The sequence below is a fragment of the Roseomonas acroporae genome (assembly GCF_023223525.1).
In the GTDB taxonomy this organism is placed as follows: Bacteria; Pseudomonadota; Alphaproteobacteria; order Acetobacterales; family Acetobacteraceae; genus Roseomonas_E; species Roseomonas_E acroporae.
Genome location: NZ_JALPRX010000007.1, coordinates 28,757 through 45,296, shown reverse-complemented (window position 1 = coordinate 45,296; position 16,540 = coordinate 28,757). Strand labels below are relative to the sequence as shown.

13 protein-coding genes are annotated in these 16,540 nt (G+C 74.0%); 4 read left to right on the top strand and 9 right to left on the bottom strand.

The window, feature by feature from the left end; genetic code table 11:
• Window position 1 precedes the first annotated feature (1 nt).
• The gene (locus M0638_RS02105; protein ID WP_248665298.1) at window positions 2–280 is read left to right on the top strand and encodes a hypothetical protein; all 279 of its coding nucleotides are present in this window, start codon (window positions 2–4) and stop codon (window positions 278–280) included.
• Window positions 281–619: 339 nt separating this feature from the next.
• Window positions 620–1,621 carry an N-carbamoyl-D-amino-acid hydrolase gene (locus M0638_RS02100; protein WP_248665297.1) on the top strand — a complete coding sequence of 334 codons (1,002 nt, stop codon included), beginning with the start codon at window positions 620–622 and terminating at the stop codon, window positions 1,619–1,621.
• Between the two features lie 74 nt (window positions 1,622–1,695).
• Here the strand turns inward: M0638_RS02100 and M0638_RS02095 are convergent, their stop codons facing one another.
• The 3 genes from M0638_RS02095 to M0638_RS02085 all read right to left on the bottom strand — a co-directional run bounded on the left by M0638_RS02095 (window position 1,696) and on the right by M0638_RS02085 (window position 4,468).
• Entirely contained in the window at window positions 1,696–2,406 is a 711-nt protein-coding gene (locus tag M0638_RS02095; protein ID WP_248665296.1) for an OmpA family protein, read from the bottom strand.
• Between the two features lie 5 nt (window positions 2,407–2,411).
• Window positions 2,412–3,647 (bottom strand): cupin domain-containing protein, encoded by a 1,236-nt coding sequence (locus tag M0638_RS02090; protein ID WP_248665295.1) that lies wholly within the window; start codon window positions 3,645–3,647, stop codon window positions 2,412–2,414.
• A 194-nt stretch (window positions 3,648–3,841) separates the two neighbouring features.
• Window positions 3,842–4,468 carry a TetR/AcrR family transcriptional regulator gene (locus M0638_RS02085; protein WP_248665294.1) on the bottom strand — a complete coding sequence of 209 codons (627 nt, stop codon included), beginning with the start codon at window positions 4,466–4,468 and terminating at the stop codon, window positions 3,842–3,844.
• 209 nt (window positions 4,469–4,677) lie between these two features.
• Here M0638_RS02085 and M0638_RS02080 point away from each other — a divergent pair, with 209 nt between their 5' ends.
• Together M0638_RS02080 and M0638_RS02075 are read left to right on the top strand one after the other, a co-directional pair.
• Window positions 4,678–5,883 (top strand): efflux RND transporter periplasmic adaptor subunit, encoded by a 1,206-nt coding sequence (locus M0638_RS02080; protein ID WP_248665293.1) that lies wholly within the window; start codon window positions 4,678–4,680, stop codon window positions 5,881–5,883.
• 133 nt (window positions 5,884–6,016) lie between these two features.
• Window positions 6,017–9,175, top strand: coding sequence for an efflux RND transporter permease subunit (locus tag M0638_RS02075; RefSeq protein ID WP_248665292.1), 3,159 nt, complete (start codon window positions 6,017–6,019; stop codon window positions 9,173–9,175).
• Between the two features lie 295 nt (window positions 9,176–9,470).
• Here the strand turns inward: M0638_RS02075 and M0638_RS28710 are convergent, their stop codons facing one another.
• The 6 genes from M0638_RS28710 to M0638_RS02050 all read right to left on the bottom strand — a co-directional run bounded on the left by M0638_RS28710 (window position 9,471) and on the right by M0638_RS02050 (window position 16,537).
• Window positions 9,471–9,887, bottom strand: coding sequence for an ABC transporter substrate-binding protein (locus tag M0638_RS28710; RefSeq protein ID WP_345892971.1), 417 nt, complete (start codon window positions 9,885–9,887; stop codon window positions 9,471–9,473).
• Window positions 9,841–10,719: an ABC transporter substrate-binding protein gene (locus M0638_RS28705; RefSeq protein WP_282571788.1), complete on the bottom strand. Its 879-nt coding sequence runs from the start codon at window positions 10,717–10,719 to the stop codon at window positions 9,841–9,843. The genes M0638_RS28710 and M0638_RS28705 overlap by 47 nt, the downstream gene beginning before the upstream one ends.
• Before the next feature lie 59 nt (window positions 10,720–10,778).
• Entirely contained in the window at window positions 10,779–11,972 is a 1,194-nt protein-coding gene (locus M0638_RS02065) for a PepSY-associated TM helix domain-containing protein (protein WP_248665291.1), read from the bottom strand.
• A 161-nt stretch (window positions 11,973–12,133) separates the two neighbouring features.
• A complete protein-coding gene (locus M0638_RS02060; protein WP_248665290.1) occupies window positions 12,134–12,355 on the bottom strand; it encodes a hypothetical protein in 222 nt (73 codons plus the stop codon).
• A gap of 25 nt (window positions 12,356–12,380) precedes the next feature.
• The gene (locus M0638_RS02055) at window positions 12,381–14,609 is read right to left on the bottom strand and encodes a TonB-dependent siderophore receptor (RefSeq protein ID WP_248665289.1); all 2,229 of its coding nucleotides are present in this window, start codon (window positions 14,607–14,609) and stop codon (window positions 12,381–12,383) included.
• A 347-nt stretch (window positions 14,610–14,956) separates the two neighbouring features.
• Window positions 14,957–16,537, bottom strand: coding sequence for a GMC family oxidoreductase (locus M0638_RS02050; RefSeq protein WP_248665288.1), 1,581 nt, complete (start codon window positions 16,535–16,537; stop codon window positions 14,957–14,959).
• Between the last annotated feature and the right edge of the window lie 3 nt (window positions 16,538–16,540).

Below are 16,540 nucleotides of genomic sequence, written 5' to 3'. Positions count from 1 at the left end.
CATGGCCCGCATCGCCGCCCGGCCGGCGGCGATGCGGGTCGGCGCTGCGGGAGGGCGGGTCGGGATGTTCGAGGTGCGCGAGGAGGAGGACGGGCTGCACTTCTCCGTGGTGTCCGGCGGCGAGCGGATCGCCGTCACCCGCTCGCGCGAGAGCGCCGATGCGCTCGTCGATGCGCTGGAGGATGGCTGGGCCGCCGCCTTCGGCGGCGCCGTGGCGCAGGTGCGGCAGCACTACCCCTACGACCTGCTCGACCCCACGCCGGGGCCCGCGGAAGGCTGAACCTTCGACGGCGCATGTCCGCCCGGCAAGGCGTCAGGCGGGTTGCTGGCATGCCGCTGGCTAGAGCATTTTCAAGCTGAGCGTACTCGCTCAGCGGCTCGGAAAATGCGCCGGATCAAAGGCTGGAGCCGTTCCGGCCTGATACAGTCAGGCTGGATCGGCTCTGGAGCGGATCGCCGGCGGGCGGACACGCCCGGCGGCGTGAATCCGCGCCGGGAACAACGAGCTACGGCGGACCCCGTCACACACACCGACCGCCGTGGCGCCGGCGGCACATCGCAGCCGGCAGCGCCACCAGGGCGGGCCGGTCGCGGAAGAGAAAGAGGCAATCGAGTCCCCATGTCACGCATGCTCACCGTCGCCGCCGCACAGCTCGGCCCCATCCAGAAGGCGGAGGGGCGCGACGTCGCCGTGGGCCGCATGGTGCGGCTGATGGAGCGCGCCCATAGGCGCGGCGTCGAGGTGGTGGTGTTCCCGGAGCTGGCGCTCACCACCTTCTTCCCGCGCCACTACCACGCCGACATCGCCGAGGCCGATGGCTGGTTCGAGCCCGCCCTGCCCTCCAACGAGACCGCCCCGCTGTTCGAGGCGGCGCGGAAATACGGCATCGCCTTCCACCTCGGCTACGCCGAGATCGCCGAGGAGGCGGACGAGACCGGCACGGTGCGCCGCCGTCGCTTCAACACCGCCGTCTTCGTCTCGCCCGAGGGCGAGGTGATGCTGAAGTACCGCAAGGTCCACCTGCCCGGCCATGCCGAGTACGACCCGACGCGCACGGTGCAGCACCTGGAGAAGCGCTACTTCGAGGTCGGCAACCTCGGCTTCCCGGTGGTCCGCGCGCCGGTCGGGCAGGCCGGCGAGGTCAATGCCGGCATGCTGATCTGCAACGACCGCCGCTGGCCGGAGGCCTGGCGCGTGCTCGGGCTGCAGCAGGTGGAGCTGGTGATGCTCGGCTACAACACGCCTAGCCTGAACATGGAGGCGCGCGGCTTCGAGGCGCACCACCTGCGCGTCTTCCACTCGCACCTCTCGATCCAGGCCGGCTGCTACCAGAACGCCTGCTTCGCCGTCGCCACCGCCAAGGCCGGCACCGAGGACGGGTGCGAGCTGTTCGGCCACTCCATCATCGTCAACCCGCAGGGCGAGATCATGGCCCAGGCGACGAGCTGGGACGACGAGCTGATCACCGCCGACTGCAACCTCGACATGTGCGCGCTGGGCCGCAGCACCATCTTCAACTTCGCCGCGCACCGGCGCCCCGAGGCCTATGGCCGGATCGTCGGGCAGACCGGCTCGGTGGCGCCGCCGGTCTGGCAGCCGGGCGGGGCGGCACGAGGCTGATCCGGCGCCGCCGGGCGCGCCCGTCCCGCATCCGCGTGCGGCCGGGCGCCGCAGCCCCGGCGCGGGCGCCGGGATCAGTCCGGCGCGCCGGCCGCCGTGCCCGCCTGGCCCGCCGTGCGGCCCCCGTCCGGCGGTGACGCCGCGGCGGGCGGGGCGGCCGGCGCCACGACGGGCGGTGCGGCCACCGCTGGCAACCCCGGCGACGATCCCGGCGGCACCACCGGCGGCGTGGCGGCGGGCTGCGTCGCCGCCGGCGCCCCGCTGGCCGGCGCCCCGCCCGTCCCGGCGGCAGCCCCCGTCCCGCCCCCTGGTACGCCCCCTGGCACACCCGGCCTCGGCACCGCCGCCGCGCCGGCCGATGGCAGCACCACCACGGTGACGCTGCGCATCGCGGGCGTCGGCGCGCGCGGCCCGAAGCCGGCGCCGCGCGCCTCGGCGCGGATGCGCTCGCGCGCCACGCCATGCTGCACCAGCGCCTCCGACACCGCCCGGGCACGCCGTGCCGAGAGCCGCGTGTTGGCGGTCTGCCCGCCATCCCGGCTGGCATGGCCGAGCACGCAGAGGTTGCGCTCCGGATTCGCCCGCGCCAGGGCGGCGGCGGCGGCGATCTGCGCCGTGGCCGCCGGGTCCGGCGTGCTGCTCGCCTGGCGGAAGTCGATGCCGAAGCTGTCCGTGGCGATCCGCTCCGCGCCGACGCAGGAGAAGGGGCGCGGCTGCGCCAGGGCAGGCCTCGAAGCCAGCGCGCCGGCCAGGGGCAGCAGCGCGGCGATCAGCAGGGGGCGCATGCTGCTCAGGCGGCCACCAGCAGGCCGGCGGCGCGCAGCCGGCCGAGCAGGCCCGGCGCGTCCACCGCGGGGTGCGCGGCGCGCAGCTCGGGCTCGGCCACGTCCGGGCGCGACAGCAGCCAGCCCGCGGCCTCGGCCTCCGCGGGGGAGAGCGGCAGCGCCCCGGACTGGGTCTTGAGCACGAATTCGGCGCCGCGCCGCACCGGCCTCGCCCCGCCCGCGATCACCCGGAAGACCGGGGCGTCGCCTTCCGCGCCACCCGGCCCCGGCATCGCCGCGGCGGCGCCCAGGCCGCGCGCCGCCAGCAGGTCGTAGCCGCCGCGGCGGAAGCGGTAGTCGCCGACGAAGCGCTCCAGCACCTCCATCACCTTCGGGTCACGCGCCAGCTCCGCGAGTCGCTGGCCGATCTGCCCGGCGCGGCTGGTCAGGGCGAAGCGGGCGGCGGCGCTGCCGTCCTGGCGCGGCAGGGGCTGGCGGAACAGCGTGTCGTACAGCGCCCGCTCCACCAGGATGTTCAGCACGTCCATCCCGAGCGGCGCGTTGACGCCGTAGGCGACGTGCACCGAGGCCGCGCCCTCGGCCAGCGCATCGTGGTACCAGCCGCGCGGCAGGTAGAGCAGGTCGCCCGGCCGCATGCGCACCACCTCGCGCAGCTTCCCCTTGGCCTGCTCGTGATGCGCCTGGCCGAGCGAGCGGAACACCGGGTGCGGGATCGGCCACTCGGCCCGGCCCTCCCAGATGTTCCAGGTCTTCTCGCCCTCGACCTGCACCGCCCAGACGTCGTGCGTGTCGAAATGCGCCGGGAAGGCCTTGTGCTCCTTCCAGGAGATGTAGACGTTGGCCGCCGCCTTGCCGAGCCCGGCCGCCTCCAGCGCGTCCGAGACGGCGGCGAGGCCGGGGGTCAGGCTGTCCACGTCGTTCAGCACCAGGCTGGCGCCGCGCCCGATCCATTCCTGCACCAGCCGCGCCTCCGGCTGCATTCCCTGCGCCCCGGTATCGCGCCCGGCGGCGCGGGCGCAGTACTGCTCGGGCGGGACCGGCGTGCCGTCCATCACCAGCTTCAGCGAGTGGCCCGACCAGGCATGCGTCATGTCGAGCAGCCGGTTGATGCCGCGCCAGGAGAGCACCTGGGCGAATTTCTCCGGCGTGCCGCGCACGTGCAGCGGCTGCCGGTCGTAATGCTCGGCGAGGAACCGCTCCGCCGTGACCGGGGCAAGCAGGGCATCCAGGGTGAGGCTCATGGCAGCGGGACCATAGCCGAGGCACCCGCACGGCGCGAAGTGGGGCGATGCGGCGCGGCGCCGGCGGCGGCGCGGCGGGGCCCCGGCACGATGCGCCGCGTCGCGCCGGCGGCCGCCGCCTCCCGGCACGGAAACCCTCCCTCCCGGCACGACGAATCGCCCGCCATCCCGCCGCCGGCCACCCGGACAGGCGTTCAGGCCGACAGCGCCCGCACCAGCAGATCCGCGTGCGCGTCGCGCATCGCATCGAGGTCCGGGCTGCGCGCCTCGCCCAGCATCATCCGCCAGATCGAGGCCATCAGCACCGGCGCCAGCACCACCTGCGGCAGGCCCGGCTGCTCCAGCGCCTCGGGGCGGAACTCCCCCGACTCCACCCCGGCGCGCAGCACGGCGCGTACCAGCGCGAAGGTCGGCGACAGTACCTCCGCCTGGTAGAATTCCGCGATCTCGGGAAAGCGGTCGGCCTCGCTGACGATCAGGCGGAACAGCACCTGGTCGCGCGGCTGGCCGGTCAGGCGGGCATAGGCCATGTCCACCAGCGCCCGCAGCAGCGCGCGCCGCGATCCCGCGCGGCTCGCCAGGATCGCCTCCGCCTCGGCGAAGGCCGGCTGCACGCAGGACCGCACCGCGGCGCGGAACAGGTCCGCCTTGCCGGCCGGGAAGTAGTGGTAGAGCAGCCCCTTGGCGACGCCGGCGCGCCCCGCGATGGCGGTCATGCTGGCCCCGGCATAGCCCCGCACCGCGAACTCCTCGACCGCCGCGTCCAGGATCTGCGGCAGGCGCACATCCGGCCGCAGGCGCTGCCGTCGCGGCGATGCCACCCCGGGGCCTTCCGCCGCCTCCCCCTGACCTCGCATCCGCCGCACATCCCTCTCCCGCCCGGCCCTCCTGCCCGCCCCGGCCGGCGCGGAGCCGGGGGGGCGCACACCTTCGTCATACCGTCTATCCGCACTGTTGACCACACGGTCGGTAATGACGGATAAGGCGACACTTGCTGACCACACGGTCGGTAGCATGGGATCGGTCCGTCATGTTCGACAGCCCACACGCCGCCGCGGCCTCCGCCCCCGCCACGGCAACGCGGCCGCGCCGCCGGCCGGTCCTGGCCGCGCTGGCGCTGCTGGTGCTGGCCGGCGGCGGCCTGCTGGCGGCGCACCAGCTCGGCCTGCCGCGCGGCGCGGCGCCGCCTCCCGCCCCCGTCCCGGACGCCGCGCCGCCCGCCCTCACCGTCACCGTGGCCCCGGCCGCGCCGCGCGCCATGGTGCGGGACGTGGTGGGCGACGGCTCCGTGGTGGCGTGGCAGGAGCTGACCATCGGCGCCGAGCTGGGGGGCCTGCGCGTGGTGGAGATGGCGGTGGAGGAGGGCGACGCGGTGCGCCGCGGCCAGCTCCTCGCCCGCCTCGACGACAGCGTGCTCGCGGCGCAGGCGGCGCAGGCCGAGGCGGCGCAGGCCGAGGCCGCCGCCGCCCTCGACATCGCCCGCACCGAGCTGGCCCGCGCCGTGGAGCTGGCCCGCACCCAGAACACCCCGCGCGCCACGCTGGACCAGCGCCAGTCCGTCCAGCGCCAGGCCGAGGCGCGCCTGCTCGCCGCCCGCGCCCGGCGCGACGAGGCGGCGGCGCGCCTCGCCCAGACCCGCATCGTGGCCCCCACCGACGGCATCGTCTCGCGCCGCGCCGCCCTGCTCGGCTCGATTATCGGCACCGGCCAGGAGGTGGCGCGGCTGGTGCGCGACGGCCGGCTGGAGCTGGAGATGCGGGTGCCGGAGCTGGACCTCGCCCGCGTCCAGCCCGGGCAGCGCGTGCGCGTCACCCATGGCGAGCAGGCGATCGACGCCTCGGTGCGGCTGGTCGCGCCGGTCGTCGCGGCCGAGACCCGGCTCGGGCTGGTGCGCGTCGCCCTGCCCGCCGGCACCGCGCTGCGGCCGGGCATGTTCGCCCAGGGCACGATACCCGCGACGATCCCGGATGCCGGCGCGGCCGCCACCGGCGGCACCCCGCCCCTGGCCGTGCCGCAGGGGGCCGTGGTGGTGCGCGACGGCGCCCCCGCCGCCTTCGTGCTCCCCGAGGGCACCGACCGCGTGGCGCTGCGCCGCCTCGCCACCGGCCCCCGGCGCGACGGCTTCGTGGCGGTGACCGACGGCCTCGCCCCGGGCGAGCGCGTGGTGGTGGCCGGCGCCGGCTTCCTCGCCGACGGCGACCGGGTGCGCCTCGCCCCGCCGGCGAGCGCCGACTGAGCGTTTGCGGAAGAATGCCCGTCAGCGTTGAAACCGGCCGAAAAAGACGGGTCTCTTCAACGGGCATTCTTTCGCAGGTTCGATTTCTTCACACGCCGAGCATTCCCCGCAGCCCCCCGCCGGAATCGCGCCGATGAGCCGCGCCCCCCAGCCCCTTCCCCAGCCCGCCGAGCACCGCAACATCTCGGCCTGGGCGATCCGCAACCCGGTCGCCACCACCGTGCTGTTCCTGCTGCTGACGCTGGGCGGGCTGGTCACCTTCCCGATGCTGCGCATCAACAACACGCCGGACCTCGACCTGCCCGCCGTGGTCGTCACCGTCATGCAGCCCGGCGCCGCGCCCTCGGAGCTGGAGACGCAGATCACCCGCCGCGTCGAGGACGCCGTCGCCGGGCTCAGCGACATCAAGCACATCCACTCCACCGTGGTGGACGGCGCCTCCACCACGGTGATCGAGTTCGTGATGGGCATGGACGTGGACCGCGCCACCAACGACGTGCGCGACAAGGTGGCGCAGATACGCGCCGACCTGCCCGCCGGCATCCGCGACCCGATCATCTCCCGGATCGAGGCGACCGGCGGCGCCATCGTCACCTACACCGTCGCGGCGCCGCACCTCACCGACGAGCAGCTCTCCTGGTTCGTGGACGACACGGTGACCCGCGCGCTGCTCTCCATCCCCGGCGTCGCCTCGGTCAACCGCGTCGGCGGCGTGCAGCGCGAGATCCGCGTGGCGCTGCGCCCCGACCGGCTGCTGGCGCTCGGCATCACCGCCAACCAGGTGAACGCGCAGCTTCGCGACCTCAACATCAACCTCCCCGGCGGCCGCGGCACGCTCGGCGGCGGCGAGCAGTCGATCCGCACCATCGGCTCGGCCCTCTCGGTCGAGGCGCTGCGCGCGCGCAGCATCACCCTGCCCGGCGGCCGCATGGCGCGTCTCTCCGACCTCGCCGAGATCACCGACGCAACCGCCGAGGTCCGGACCGCCGCCCGCCTCGACGGCCGTCCCGTGGTGGGCTTCGAGGTGATGCGCACGCGCGGCTCCTCCGAGGTCGCGGTGGCCGAGGGCGTCGCCGCCATGGCGCGCCAGCTCGCCGCGGCACACCCCGGCGTCGATCTGCGCCAGGTCGCCTCCACCGTCACCTTCGTGCTGGCCGGCTACCACGCCGCGATCGAGGCGCTGCTGGTCGGCGCCGGCCTCGCCATGCTGGTGGTCTGGCTGTTCCTGCGGGACTGGCGCGCGACCGCCATCGCCTCGCTGGCCATGCCGCTCTCGCTGATCCCGACCTTCCTCGTGATGTACCTGCTGGGCTACTCGCTCAACAACGTCACCCTGCTCGGGCTGACGCTGGTGGTCGGCGTGCTGGTGGACGACGCCATCGTCGAGATCGAGAACATCGTGCGGCATCTCCGCGCCAACCCCGGCGCCGGCGCCTACCGGGCGGCGCTCGACGCCTCGGCCGAGATCGGCCTCGCCGTGGTCGCGACCACCGCCGCGATCCTCGCCGTCTTCGTCCCCGTCGCCTTCATGCCCGGCATCCCCGGGCAGTTCTTCCGCCAGTTCGGGCTGACCGTCGCCGCCGCCGTCACCATGTCGCTCGTCGTCGCGCGCCTGCTGACGCCGCTGCTCGGCGCCTACCTCCTGCGCGACCGGCCCGGCGCCGAGGCGGAGCGTGAGATGTCGGGCCCGGTCGGCCGCCGCTACCTCGGCCTGCTCGACTGGTGCCTGCGCCACCGCCTGCTCACCCTGCTCGGCGGCATCGGCTTCTTCGCCGCCTCGGTGGCGCTGACGCCGCTGATCCCGTCGGACTTCGTGCCCGGCGCCGACCGCGGCCGCTCGGCGCTCTCGATCGAGCTGGCCCCCGGCGCCACCCTGGCCGACACGGAGAAGGTGGTGCAGGAGGCGACCCGCATCCTGCGCGCGCGGCCCGAGGTGGTCTCCGTCTTCGCCTCGCTCGGCACCGCCAACAGCGGCACGCAGGGCGGCCCGATGATGGGCAACACCACCCGCGCCGGCGACCCGCGCACCGCCAACCTCACCGTCACGCTGAAGCCGCGCGGCGAGCGCCGCGTCAGCCAGCAGCAATTCGAGGCCGCCACCCGGCCGCTGCTGGAGGCCATCCCCGGCGCCCGCGTCCGCTTCGGCGCCGACGGGCAGAGCGGCTCGCGCCTGCAGATCACGCTGGTCGGCAACGATTCCGAGGCGCTGACCGGCGCCGCGCGGCAGTTGGAAAGCGAGATGCGCGCCATCCCCGGCCTCGCCGGCGCCCGCTCCACCGCCGCCCTCGCCCGGCCCGAATTGCAGATCGTCCCGCGCGAGGGCCGCGCCGCCGAGCTCGGCGTCTCGGTCGCCGCCATCGCCGCCACGGCGCGCATCGCGACGACCGGCGACATCGACCAGATGCTGGCGCGCTACAACCTGCCCGACCGGCAGATCTACATCCGCGTCATGCTCGACGAGGCGGCGCGCGCCGATCTCGGCCAGCTCCGCATGCTGCGCGTCGAGGGGCGCGGCGGCATGGCGGTGCCGCTCGACGCGGTGGCCGAGATCCGCCACGGCGCCGGCCCCTCGCAGATCGACCGCATGGACCGCATCCGCAAGGCCACCGTGGAGGCGGAACTGAACGGCATGCCGCTCGGCGACGCCATCCGCCGGGTCGAGGCGCTGCCGATCATGCACCACCTGCCCGACGGCGTGCGCGAGCGCGAGGCGGGCGACAAGGAGATCATGCGCGAGCTGTTCGGCGGCTTCGCCATGGCGATGGCGGCCGGCGTGCTGATGGTCTACCTCGTGCTGGTGCTGCTGTTCGGCGGCTTCCTGCAGCCGCTGACCATCATGTCCGCCCTGCCCCTCTCGATCGGCGGCGCGCTGATGGCGCTGCTGATCACCCAGAAGGCGCTCGGCGTCTCGGCGGTGATCGGCGTGCTGATGCTGATGGGCATCGTCGCCAAGAACTCCATCCTGCTGGTCGAGTACGCCATCCTGGCCCGGCGCGAGCAGGGCCTGGGCCGCTTCGACGCGATCCGCGAGGCCGCCCGCAAGCGCGCCCGGCCGATCGTGATGACCACCATCGCCATGTGCGCCGGCATGGCCCACATCGCGGCCGGCGTCGGCGCCGACAGCGAGTTCCGCTCGCCCATGGCGCTGGTGGTGATCGGCGGGCTGATCACCTCCACCCTGCTCAGCCTCGTCTTCGTGCCCGTTGCCTATACCTATATGGATGGCCTCGAAGGCCGGCTCGGGCGGATGCTGCGCCGGGAGAAGCGGCGCGAGGTGGTGGCGGCGGAGTAGCGGCACGCGCCTCGCCGGGGCGGGCTCCGCCCTCCCCGTACCCCACCTCGCTCATCGGGGAGGGCTTCGCCCTCCCCGTACCCCGCCTCGCTCATCGGGGAGGGCTCCGCCCTCCCCGTACCCCTCCGGCCAGGGAAGGCTTCGCCTTCCCCGGACCCCATCCACCAGGAGGGCGAAGCCCTCCTGGACCTCTCTTCGTTTGCATCCCGACGGTTGCGACGCGCGAGGCGCGAAACCGAACGGGGGGTCCGGGGGGCTTCGCCCCCGGCGCTTCCTTGCTTGCTTGCTTCCCTGCTCAGCCCGGCCGCGGGTCCAGGAACGGGCACCCGCCATCCGCCATCGGGCGCACGATGTCCGCCGCCTTCACCACCCGCTCGATCGCCACCAGGTCCCATTCGCCGCGGCTCTCGGCCGGCGTCTTCACCCGCACCAGCATCATGTCGTTCATCAGCCGCCCGTCCTTGCGGATGCGGGCGCCGGGCGCGTAGCAGTCGTCGAGCGGCGCCGCCTTCATCGCCCGCATCGCCGAAAGCCCGTCGCTGCTGCCGATCCGTTCCACCGCCCGCAGGTAGTGCAGCGCCGCGCTGTAGCAGCCGGCATGGATCTGTCCCGGCATCACCCCGCGCTCCTCCGCGCCGAAGCGGCGGGCGAAGGCGCGGGAGGGGTCATCGCGGTCCCAGTAGTAGCCTTCGAGGTATTGCAGCCCCTGCACCGATTCCAGCCCGAGCGCCTTGATGTTGTTGGCGTAGAAGATCGGGATGGCGAGCTTCTCGCCCCTGCCCCAGCATGCGGAATTCGTGCGCCTGCTTGATGGCGTTGATCGTGTCGGCCGAGGCGTTGGCCAGCATGATCACCTTGGCCCGGCTCGCCCTGGCCGAGAGCAGGTAGGAGGAGAAGTCGGTGGCGCCCAGCGGGTGGCGCACCGTCCCCAGCATGCGACCGCCGAGCTGCGCCAGGGTGCGCTCCGCCTCCTGCTGCATCACCACGCCGAAGGTGTAGTCCACGGCGATGCAGAACCAGGTGTCGCCGCCCGCCTCCACCAGCGTCCGCGTCAGCCCGCGCGCCAGGCTGTAGGTGTCGTAGAGCCAGAGCGCCGAGGTGGGCGAGCACTGCTTCCCGTACAGCCCGTCATGCGAGGAGCCGACATGGATCACCACCTTGCCACGCGGCCGGGCGATCTCCTGGATCGAGAGGGAGAGGCTGGAATTGGCGATGTCGAACACCGCCTCCACCCCGTCCACGTCGAAGGCGCGCGTCACCAGCGAGGAGGCGAGGTCCGGCTTGTTCTGGTGGTCGAGCGCGACCAGCTCGACCGGCCGCCCGCCGGCGCGGCCGTTCATGTCGCGGATCGCGAGCTGGATCGCGGTGCGGCTGCCGGTGCCGGCATTGGCGGCGTAGGGGCCGGACATGTCGTTGGTCACGGCGATGCGCAGCGGCCGGTTCTGCTGCGCCAGGCTCTGCTGGGCCTGGCTCTGCTGGGCCCGGGCCGTGCCGGCGCCCAGCACGACCGAGCCGGCCGCGCCGAGGACGTCGCGTCTCCGCATGATTCTTCTCTCTCGGACGTGTTCGTTGCCGGCAGGCTCCCACCGCCTGCCGGCGCCTGTCAAACCCGGCCCGCCTCCCGATCCTCCACGGCACCCGCCTCCGGCTGCCGGGCGCCGCGCGGCGGCTCGCCCTGTCCGCCTCCCCCCGCCATTCCCATCGGCCGCCGCCGCCGCGCCACCCACAGGTACAGCCCGCTCCCCAGCACCACGATCGTCGCCACGTCCAGCAGCGCCCAGATCACCCGCAAGGGCGTCCCGCCGTAATCCCCGAAGTGCAGCGGCTGCGAGACGAACAGCATCACCCCGTACCAGGGCAGCGACCGCATCTCGGTCAGCCTCCCCGTCTGCGCGTCCACCAGCGCCGGCGTCAGCAGCCGGCTGGTCAGCGGCGTCGCGCCGCGCAGGAACACGGCGTGGTGGTGCCCGCTGCTGAACGCCGTGCCGGGAAAGGCCACGAAGGCCGGCTTCATTCCCGGCGCCGCCGCCTGCGCCGCCGCCACCGCCCGCTCCAGCGAGCCGGGCCGCTCCAGCGGCGGCAGGCCGCGATAGGGCGCCACCATCTCCGCCAGCTCGTCGCGCTGCCACAGCCTGATGATGAGGTCGGCCCAGGTGTTGATGACCCCGGTGGCTCCCACCACCAGCGCCCAGCACAGCGTCGCCACGCCGATCAGGTTGTGCAGGTCGAGCCAGCGCACCCGGCGGGAACGGTCGCGCCGCACCGTGCCGAAATCCAGCCGGCGCATGAACGGCGCGTACAGCACCACGCCCGAGACGATGGCGAGCACGAAGAGCAGGCCCATCGCCCCCATGAACAGCTTGCCCGGCAGCCCGGCGAACAGGTCCGTGTGCAGCCGGAGCATCAGCCAGACGAAGCCCTCTTGGTCGCGCGGCTCGTCCAGCACCAGCGCCGTGCGGGCATCCACCACCACGCCGCGTATCTCGGTGGGCGGCGATGCCACGGTCGGCGCCATCGAGAAGTAGAGGCTGTCCGGCTCCTCCGGGTCCCAGATCACGTACTGCACCACCTCGCCCGGCCGCCGCGCCGCGGCCGCCGCCGCCATGCGGTCGAGATCGGCGCGCGGCGTGCCGGCCGGCATGGCGGGCGGCTCCACGCCATGGCCGAGCAGGTGGTTGATCTCGTGGTGGAACAGCAGCGGCAGGCCGGTCAGGCAGAGCAGCAGCAGGAACACCGTGCAGACGAGACTGGTCCAGGTGTGGATGCGCGACCAGACCCTGATGGTGCGTGCCCGCATGCGTTTCCGTCCCCGGATGGCGCCGGGCCGGGCGCGGGCCCGGCCGTCGAGGAAGCCGCGGATCGCGGGCCGGGGGCGGCCCCGCGCCCCGTGGCGGGTGGCTGCCCGAGCCCGGCCCGCGCGCGGCGCCACCGCGCGCGGGCCGGGCTCGGGCAGCGGCGTCAGCGCTTCAGCGCGTACCAGGTGATGGTGGCCAGCGGCACGCTCAGCGCGCCCCAGGAAAGCACGTCCCACACCTCGTCGCCCAGCAGCGCCGAGACGAGGCCGACCAGGCTCAGCAGCGCCAGCGTCGCCGGCGCCAGCCAGACACGGCGCGCCTCGCCGCCCCCGCCGTGCCGCTGTCCGGCACGGCGCGGCCGGCCGGCGGCGCCGGGGGCGGTCACGCGCCGCCCCCCGCCCCGCGCCGCCTCACCACCGGTAGACCAGCGAGCCGATCACGGTCCGCCGCAGCCCCCAGAAGCAGGAGGAGAGCGAGCCGCAGCTCGCCACGTACTGCTTGTCGAACAGGTTGGAGGCGTTGACCTGCATCGAGACGCGGTCGAGCTGCGGCCCGAGGTTCAGCGCCGAGAGGCTGTAGCGCAGCGAGGCGTCGAACAGCGTCACCGAGGGCACGATGGCGACATGCGTGTTGCCGGCCGGCGTGTTGCCGACGAAGCGCACGCCGCCGCCCAGGCCGACGCCGCTCAGCACGCCGCGCCCCTCGCCGAACTGGTAGTCGGCATAGGCGCCGGCGGTGGTCATCGGGATGCCGTTCGGGCGCCGCCCCTGCTCGCCCGCCACGTTGCTCCGGGTGATGGTCGGGTCGAGGTAGGTGTACTGCGCCCGCACGTTCAGCCCGGGCGTGAGGTTCGCCACCGCCTCCAGTTCCACGCCGCGCACCCGGATCTCGCCGGTCTGCACCTGGTTGAGGTTGTTGCCCGGGTCGGTGGTCAGCACGTTCTGCTGGGTGAGCTGGAACATCGCCGCCTGCACGAAGCTGCGCCGGCCCGGCGGCTGGTACTTCACGCCCAGCTCGTACTGCTCGCCCGTGGTCGGCCGGTAGGTCTGGCCGTAGTAGCCGACGCCGATCTGCGGCTGGAAGGAGGTGGCGTAGGAGAAGTAGGGCGCGACGCCGCTGTCGAACAGGTAGGTGAGGCCGGCGCGCCAGGTGAGCTTCGAATCGTCCTGCGAGGTGCGCGCGGTGGTGACGCGGTTGAAGGTGCCGAGGTCGGCCCAGTCCTGCCGCAGCCCCACCGTCATCACGAAGCGGTCGAGGCGGAGCTGGTCCTGCGCGTACAGCCCCACCTGGTCGCCGATCTGGCGCGAGGCGGAGGAAAGGCTGAAGCGCGAGGGCGCCGGCGTGCTGTACACCGGGTTGTAGAGGTCGATCGTGTCGGTCGGCGCCGTGGCGAAGCGCGTGGCGTAGAAGCTGTGCGCGTAGTCGACGCCCGCGAGCACGGTGTGGCGCACCGGGCCGGTGGCGAAGCGCGCCTCGGCCTGGTTGTCCACCTGGAAGGATTCCAGCGTGTTGCCCTGCTGGAACGGGAAGCGGTAGAGCAGCCGCCCGGCCGTGCCCGGCACGTTGCCGATGCCGTAGAATTGCTGCCAGTCGTAGTCCGTGTGCCCGAAGCGCGCGTTCTGGCGCACCGTGAACACGTCGTTGAAGCGGTGCTCGATCTCGTAGCCCACGCCGTACTGCGTGCGGTTGAAGTGGTCGCCGTTCGGGTTGCCCGAGAAGCGGTAGGTCGGGATGCGACCGTAGACCGAGGGGTAGAGCGTGCCCAGCGCCGGCAGGAACTCGTCGCCATGCGTCAGGTCGCGCTGGTAGTAGGCGAGCAGCGTGATGCGCGTGTCGTCCGTCGGGCGGAAGGTCAGCGCGGGCGCGATGTAGGTGCGGTCGTTCTTGACGAAGTCGACCTGCGTGCCGCTGTCGCGGAACAGCCCGGTCAGGCTGTAGGACCAGCGCCCGTCCGCGGTCAGCGGCCCGCTGGTGTTGAAGGCGCCCTGCACGCGGTTCTGCGTACCGGCAGAGAGCCGCACCTCGCCCTGCGCCGTGTCGGTCGGCCGCCGCTGCACGAGGTTGACGAGGCCGCCCGGGTTGATCTGCCCGTAGAGCACCGAGGTCGGGCCGCGCACCACCTCGATGCGCTCCATGCCGTAGGGCTCCAGCATGCCCACCAGGCTGCCGAACTGGTAGCGCAGGCCGTTGAGGAAGATCGAGTTCTCCTGCGCCTGGAAGCCGCGCAGGGTGAACCAGTCGTAGCGGTTGTCGGGGCCGTAGGGCTCGGTGCGGATGCCGGGCACGAAGCGCAGCGCCTCGCCCACCGTCTGCGCCTGCCGCGCGTCGATCTCGTCGCGCGTCACCACGGAGATGGATTGCGGCGTCTCGACCAGGGGCGTGTCCACCTTGCCGCCGGCGATGCTGGCCGGCGCCACGAAGCCCGGCGTCGGCTCCAGCGAGGAGCGGTTGCCGCGCGCCTGGGTCGCCACCTCCGGCAGCACCGTGGCGCTGGCCGTGCCGGCACCGGCGGGCGTTCCGGTATCGGCCTGGGCCAGCCGGGCGGGTTGGGCTTCCTCGGCCCGCGCCGCCGGCAGCATGGCCGGGGCGAAGGCGGCGGCCAGCAGCAGGGCGGCGCGATGGGTGGTCGGGCGGATCATGGGCGGCGCGCGCTTCCTGGGTTGGAAGGCGCAACAATCACGCTTGGACGGCTCAGTAAATGACTATGATTCGCATTTGCGTCCGGGAATGGAGACTGTTGCCCGATCCACACATTGCCTGCCGGAACATGACATGGCTGACACGACGCGAGTTGTGCCGGTGCCGCTCCTGCCCGCCGGGAAGGGGGGCGGCGGGTCTTCCTCCTCCAGCCGGTGCGGTGGCGCCTGCGCGTCTCCGCCCCCCACGCCGCCGCCCCGTGCCGCCGCCCCGTGCTGCCGCCCCGTCACCCGCCCGCCGCTGCCCGCGCCGGCCCTGTCTGCGCCGGGCCGCCACGGCCGTACCGCGCTCAGCCCGCCCGCATCCGACGCGCCAGGTTCTCGCCGATCATCACGCAGGTGAAGTGCAGGTTGGCCCGGCAGTCCGCCGGCATGATCGAGGCATCGCAGACCCGCAGGCCGTCGATGCCGCGCACGCGCAGATCCGGGTCCACCACGCCGCGCGGGTCCTCGTGCGCGGTCATGCGGCAGGTGCCGGCGGCGTGCTGGATGTCGCCCACCTCGCGCAGCAGCAGCGCGTCCAGATCCTCCGGCGGCAGCGCCGCCGCTTCGGCCGGGGAGAGGTCGGAATCCCCGATCGTCACCCCCTCGCACAGCCCGGCCAGCGCCGGCTGCGCCGCCAGCGCGGCGAGGCGGCGCACCGCGTCGCGCATCCGCAGCCGGTCGCGCGGGTCGTCGAGCATGTTCTCCTCGACCACCGGGTCGGCCTCCGGATCGGCGCTGGCCAGCGTCACCTCCCCGCGCGAGAAGGCGTCGTAGACGGCGGCGCCGATCGCGCCGCCCGGCCCCGGCTCGGGCCCGGTGCCGAGGCGGTGGTTGTAGGCGATCAGGATCATGTCCCGCTCGCCGCCGCCGCCGAGCCCGCTGCTGTAGGTGACGCAGCAATTGGTGTGGCGCGCATCCGCCCCGCGCGCCCGGTGCTCGGGCTTCAGCGCCAGCGAGGCGCGCAGGATCGGGTGGTCCATCAGGTGGCGCCCGACCGCCGGCAGGTCCGCCAGCACCGGGATGCCGAGCCCCTGCAATGCCGCCGCCGGCCCGATGCCGGAACGCCACAGGATCGCCGGGCTGTGGATGGCGCCGGCGCACAGCACCACCTCGCGCCCGCGCACCACCTCCCATTCACCCGTGCCGAAGCGCACCTGCACGCCCACGGCGCGCCCGTCCTCGACCACCACCCGGTCCACCAGCGCCTCGCCGCGTATGGCGAGGTTCGGCCGGCCCCGCGCCGGCTCCAGATAGCCGTCATTGGTCGTCACCCGCAGCCCGTTCCGGCTGTTGATCGGGTTGCAGGAGACGCCCTCGCCGGTCGGCGCGTTGAGGTCCTGCTTCCACGGGTAGCCGCAGGCCAGCGCCGCGTCGCGCAGCCCGAGATCCACGGCGCCCCACTCGGAGAACGGCGCCCGGTACACCGGCAGCGGCCCGCCGCGCCGCACGCCGGGCACCGTGCCGGTGGGTGCCGTGCCGGTATCGGCATCGTCCTCGATGATGTCGAACAGCGGCATCACGTCGGCGGCGGCCCAGCCCTCGCACCCCGCCTCGGCCCAGGCGTCGAAGGCGGCCGGCACGCCGCGGATGGCGATCTGCGCGTTCACGGTCGAGCTGCCGCCCAGCGCCTTGCCGCGCCAGTAGAAGCGCGGCTCCTGCGCCTTCGTCCGCCGCGACAGCAGCCCCGGCCACTGCCAGGCCTCCTGATGCGCGCGGTCGTACATGAAGGGCACGATGTTGGCCGAGCGCAGCGCGTGCGGCGCCTCCGCCGCGCGCCAGTCGCGCCCCGCCTCCAGCAGCAGCACGCGGCGGCCGGGATCCTCGGAGAGGCGGGCGGCCAGCGGGGCGCCGGCGGAGCCGGCCCCCACCACGATGACGTCGTACATGAT